Genomic DNA, 2,919 nt, shown 5'->3' with positions numbered 1-2,919 from the left:
ACTAACTGGTCGAGTTCGGCGACTCGGCCGGAGAAGTAGCCGGGTTCTGCGATGTTGGAATAGGTGTCCTTGTATCGGTCCCAGTCTTGCTCGGGTGGGTGCAAGGAGATAAGAGTCCTGGTCGTGACTTTCCAGAAGAGGTCACCGCCGGCGTAGCGGGGTTCCGGCGTGATTGTCACGACGATGTCGTCTGACTCGTATGCCTCCTCGCGGATCGCGGCGACCTCTATCGTCACGGACGCCATTCGCCCCAATTCGGCTTTTGGGTGCTGAAGGTCAAACCGCGTCTCCCCACCGTCGCAGACTTCCTTCAGGGCGTCTCGAACCTGCTGTTGCGTCTGGAGGTCCCAGTCGGTCAGGAGTTGGGCGGCACGTTCCCGCTTGAGCAGCCAGGCGTCTTCGGCTGTGGGTAGCCACCGCGTCGGATCCCCACCAGCGTTCTCCCTGGCGACGCGCATGTAGAAGTCGTCATGGTCCTCATGGCCACCTTTGGCCAGCCCGGCGACCAGGATCCAGCACACGTCGTCTTCCGGGTCGCGCCACACCCCACCTCGCCATTGGCCGGCCTTGATCTCAAGAAGCGGAACTTGGGTGCTGCAGGCGATCGGACCGACGTAATTGTCCTCTGCCGGGTCGTCACCAAATGACGAGAGAGCCTTGGCGATGATGGGGTGGGACAGGGCAGGGAGCGGGTGCAGGGACGTGAGCTCGCCGGCCTCCAAATGCCGACGCGGCAGTGGCGACTCCCAGTCGGAACGGAGATCCTCCCGCAGCAAGCGGATCGTTGGACGAGCTCGCCGAAAGTTCACCAAGCCATAATGCCGCAGCGGCAGTGCGACAAAGATCGGCTACAGCAGATCGGCGAGCTCGTCGATGGAGCCTTCATTGGTGCGGTCTTGTGCCGCAAAGCGCTCTGCGAGTTCACGACGGTCGCGCTGGCGGCGTCCTTCGAACGCGATAAGGTCGCGCAGCGCGATACGGCGGTCGCGGCCGACGCGGTGGAACATGATTTCGCCTTGGTCGAGGAGCTTATATAGATGGGTGCGACTCATCCCGAGCCGTTCCGCGGCCTGACTCGGGGTGAACACGGTCAGGGGAGAGATCGCAGCAAGATCTTCACCGTCACGCAGGCAACGGATCACGCTCTGCAGAAGATCGCGCAACTCGGGACTAACAGCACGGGTGCCGGCAAACTGGTCAAGTACGTCAATCTGCTCGGCGGGGATTCCGTCGGTAGGGATCGTCTTCATGTCTACTTCCCTTCGCGCCTAGATGCCACAAATGCTCCAGGTGTCACAGATGACAGTACGCCAGAGTGGATGGGATGGCAAGCGTTCACAATGTGAACGGACGGAGGGCTGGGGCGCTTGGCGGTCGATCTGCCTTCGAGCCCCGCGAGACCGGGCAAAAGATGGCATAAATTGACAATTATTGCTGATTTATGCTACTCCTTCCACCATGAATCAGCTCACCATCCAGGTCATAGTCACAGATGAGAACGGCGTAGTCCTCTCCGATACCCGTACCCAGGTGGGAGGAGGCGAGAGCGCTCTTTCTGCCGCGCCGACCCCCCGCGTATCCAAGAAACACCAGATCCTTGCCTACTTGTCGAGACACCGCGGCAGCCAGTACCGGGAGATCGCCGCATCCACCGGTATCAACGCCGGCACGGTGAGCACCATGCTCTCCGCCATGAAAAATGAGGGCCTCGTGACCAACGAGGATCTGGGCCGCAACAAGTGGCAGTGGAGCACCACCTCGGACGGCCTGGCCTACCTGGCGGATATCTAGAAAGTGTTTTAGATGGCCGATAGCGACAACTCCCAGCATCCTCTCGCTGAGTGGGGCACACAGACCGCGAGCAATTAGGCTCGACTCGAGAAGGGTCGACAGCGGCAATGACCCTGCGCAGGCATCGGCGCCTTGCGTAATCGTGCGGGCTGGCTGAAGGGTTCTTCCTGGCGGGAGGGCCTCGGTGCGAGGCTTGTCGAGTGCGACGCGACGCCGCCTTGTCGACCCGCCAGGTCGAGGTCCTGCGTTGGATCAGCCAAGGCTGCCCAGAAGGTGTGTGGCCGGACTTTACCTATAAGACGACCACGTATGCGTTGGCGGCCCGCAATCTGGTCAAGGTCGACCGGCGGCACGGTTCGTGGTCGGCGGTCCTCACCGCCGCCGGCCGGTTCTATCTGGACAACGGCCACTACCCGTACGAGCAGAACGGAATTGGATCACACCCGGCGACCGATAGTGCCGCCGCGATCGAGGCTCTCGCGGCAGACATCCTGGCCGCGCTCGACAAAGACGGGCACACCCTCACCGTGCGAGCGCCGAGTGCACGGGAGCGAGCCCGATACCGACGGGCAATCCATCACACCATCACCAACGGCCTGATCCCGGACGGGTTTCAGCTCCGCCACACCGGCCGCGACCACGGCGACCTGACCATCCGGTTGATCCCGGAAAGCGATGTGCCGCAACGACCCGCCCCTGCGGTCGAAGTGCCGGCGTCGGGAGTTGCGGTCAGCGCCGAGACCCGCGACCTCCTCGCCAATCGGCGTATCGCGCTTTCCGGCACCGCGAAGGAACGGGCTCTGCGGATCGTGCAAGCCATATCCACCGAATGTGTGGCCCGGGGATGGGGGCTGGGCGCAGACCCGCGCGACGAACGCGCCTTTCAGGTCACTACCCCGGAATGCACCTTCGAGCTGACCCTGACAGAGGAACTCGTCGCCCGGGAGATGCCCGACGAGGAGATGCTCAACACCGCCAAGTACCCCTGGCAGCGGGTTCCCCTGCACATTCGCAAGGTCGGATCCGGCCGGCTAAGCCTGAATCCGTGGTTGGGCCGGTGATTTGATCGGCGTGTGAACAGCGAAAGCGCCTTCTGAACTGGGATAATACGAGTGCTTACGTCGTATT

The 2,919-nt window shown here is 62.5% G+C and carries 4 protein-coding genes; 2 read left to right on the top strand and 2 right to left on the bottom strand.

All coding sequences use genetic code 11. The features are described from left to right. A partial coding sequence (locus AC2VON_RS06680; RefSeq protein WP_486952236.1) for a hypothetical protein occupies nt 1-809 on the bottom strand: 809 nt, incomplete at its 3' end. Between the two features lie 39 nt (nt 810-848). Further along, nucleotides 849-1,250, bottom strand: a complete 402-nt coding sequence (locus AC2VON_RS06675) for a helix-turn-helix domain-containing protein (protein ID WP_486952235.1) — start codon at nt 1,248-1,250, stop codon at nt 849-851. Nucleotides 1,251-1,458: 208 nt separating this feature from the next. On the opposite strand from AC2VON_RS06675, the gene AC2VON_RS06670 reads away from it, so the two are divergent. Both AC2VON_RS06670 and AC2VON_RS06665 read left to right on the top strand, forming a co-directional pair. Continuing rightward, entirely contained in the window at nt 1,459-1,791 is a 333-nt protein-coding gene (locus AC2VON_RS06670; protein ID WP_486952234.1) for a winged helix-turn-helix transcriptional regulator, read from the top strand. A gap of 200 nt (nt 1,792-1,991) precedes the next feature. Continuing rightward, the gene (locus tag AC2VON_RS06665) at nt 1,992-2,852 is read left to right on the top strand and encodes a hypothetical protein (protein WP_486952233.1); all 861 of its coding nucleotides are present in this window, start codon (nt 1,992-1,994) and stop codon (nt 2,850-2,852) included. The last annotated feature ends 67 nt before the right edge of the window (nt 2,853-2,919 follow it).

Source organism: Mycobacterium sp. TH-M82 (assembly GCF_057473605.1).
Note: the sequence above shows the minus strand (reverse complement) of the source record. Positions and strands in the feature narration are given on the sequence as shown.